Annotated in this window: 1 protein-coding gene and 2 pseudogenes; all 3 read right to left on the bottom strand. The window is 72.2% G+C overall.

Annotation, left to right across the window (positions count from 1 at the left end):
- Positions 1 to 571: pseudogene (locus ON23_RS16585) on the bottom strand (hypothetical protein); the annotation flags it as partial.
- Between the two features lie 6 nt (positions 572 to 577).
- Positions 578 to 2068, bottom strand: coding sequence for an SCO6880 family protein (locus ON23_RS16590; RefSeq protein WP_039779262.1), 1491 nt, complete (start codon positions 2066 to 2068; stop codon positions 578 to 580).
- Positions 2065 to 2292 (bottom strand): annotated as a pseudogene (locus tag ON23_RS38805) (hypothetical protein); the annotation flags it as partial. The gene ON23_RS16590 and the pseudogene ON23_RS38805, both read right to left, overlap by 4 nt.

The following is a 2292-nucleotide window of genomic DNA, read 5'->3' on the forward strand; positions in this document are numbered from 1 at the left end:
ATCCGTCCCGATCGCCGTTCGCCGGACGACGGCGGCCGGGCTCCGGCTCCGCCCGCCGCATCGAACGCTCACCGCCCGATCCGGGACTCGCCGCATCGTCCCCGCGCCGGCGTGGGCTTCCCGAGCCGCGCTCGTCGGAGATCCGGTCACCGCCCGGACGGCGTTGTGGCGCATCGTATTCGGGCGCCGGGCGACGGTCGGTCTCCCGCCGGGGAGCCGCGGCGCCTCGGGTGCGTCCCGCACCGTCCACACCGGCACCCGTGCGCGAGTGCCCGGTCGCCCGCCCACCGTGTTCGGGGGCCGCAGCGGCGTCCGGGCGGGCGCGTTCGCCCTCCTCGCGCCGCGCTCGCCGCCGCGCCGGGCGCAGCGGTACGTCGTCCCAATCGGCAGGTGCGCCACCGTACTCCGAGCGCGGCAGGCCGGGCGCGTAGGCCTCGATGCCCCACTCGTCGTCGTGGCCCGTCCGCGTGCGCGGCCGGGCCTGGACCGGATTCTCCGGATCCACCACCCGCTCGCTGTATCGCGGTGGTTCGCCCCGGTAGCGGACCGGTGGCTCGTGCTCACCTGCCATCTGCGCTCACCCCGCCAATGCCTTGGGAATACTCGCGTGTTCCGGCAGGATCACCCCGCAGCCGAGTGAGGCCGCGAAGGCCGCCGCCTGGTAGCGGTAGCAACGCCGGATCTTCAACCGCGCCTGTGTGGACAGGTCGCGGGTAATCGCTTCGATCCGCGGCAGATCACCGCGCAGCGGTTCGGTGATGGTGACGAGCGCGCCGAACCGGGTCACACCGTGCCCGCGCGCCTGTTCCTCGCGCGCCTGCTGGGTGGCGCCCACCCGCAGCGTCGCCGAGGCGGAGACCACGCCCCGCTCGCTCTGCTGCGCGACCAGCGCGTTCTTGTAGTCGTCATCCACGATCTCGGCGGCGTCGGCGGCCGAATGCGGCCGGTAGACGATCGCGATCCGCTTGCGCGGGACCTCCGGATTCGGCGCCAGCAGCCGCTGCAGCACCCGCTCGTCGACCGCGCCCTCGGGTGCGGCGTCCATCTCCCAGGTGACCGAGCGGCCGCCGTCGTGGATGAACTGATCCCAGCGTTCCTCGTGCGAGATCGGGCCCGCGTCTGCCCAATCCAGCCCGTGCCCGCCGATCTCGCCGGCGGCCACTTCCAGATCGGCCTGCGCGGCCGGGTCGTAGCTGCGGCGGATGAACGAGATCACCTCGTCGGCCGACATCGGCTGCGCGCGCACGCCCGCTTCGGCCAGCGCCGCGCAGATTCCCGGCAACCGGCGGCCGATCTCGACGGCCTCCTCGGCCGGATTCTTGCGTCGTTCGGCGGTGGTGGCCTTGAACGTGAGCGCCACCCGCGGCAGCAATTGCACGCGCTCCTGCGGCAATTCGGTCGCCAGCTCGTACATCACCTGCTGTGCCAGCGCCGGCGATTCCGGCCGGGTGATGGTGGAAACCTCGGTGAGCAAACGGTTTCCGGTTTCCGGGACGGTGTCGATCACCGGAACCACCGCGACGATGTCGGAGGTCTGGCCCAGCGAGGCCAGGAAGGTGCCCCACGCGGACACCCACCGATCGATCACCGGCTGGTCGACCGCCTCGTGACCCTGCGGCCAGGCCCGCAACACGACCGTGTACTGCGCGAACTGCGGCAGATGGATCATGCCGAAGCTGTAGCCGCCGGCGTCGATTCCCTCGTACAGCCGCGAGGGCGCCATCAGGCCGGGCAGGCGCGCGACACCGCCGGGAATGCGGGAGAACCGGCCGCCGCGATAGACGTGCTCGCCCTTGCTGCGGCCGCGCAACCAATGGAACATCATCAATCCCGTCTCGTAACCGGAGCGGCCCCCCGTCCGCCACACCAGTGGAACCATCACGACCACACCGATGATCGCGATGAACAACGCCGGTTTCGGCCCGGCGACCAGCGCCGTCATCAGGGCGGTGATGACGACGACGAAGCCGAGCACCGTCTCTCCCCAGCGCAACCCGAAAAGGCCTGCGCTGCGGGGCTTCTGCCACAGCCCGTACGAGCGGCGCTCGTAGGTGTCGGTCGTCGTCATCGCGGAATGGTGCTCCTGCCGAGGTCGGGTGCGCGGTTGGCCCAGCGGTCACCGGCGATATCGCCCATGGCTTCGTCGGCGCGATTGAGGTGCGCGCCCGCGGCCCGGGCCGTCGCGATGTTGTTCATGACTCGCGACGCGCCGGATGGTACCGCCGCCGCACCGCCGGGGCCGCGCGGACTCGCGGGCGCCTGCTGACCCCCGCCACCGCCGCCCGGGCGCGG

It is taken from the genome of Nocardia cerradoensis NBRC 101014, from assembly GCF_000308535.1.
In the GTDB taxonomy this organism is placed as follows: Bacteria; Actinomycetota; Actinomycetes; order Mycobacteriales; family Mycobacteriaceae; genus Nocardia; species Nocardia cerradoensis.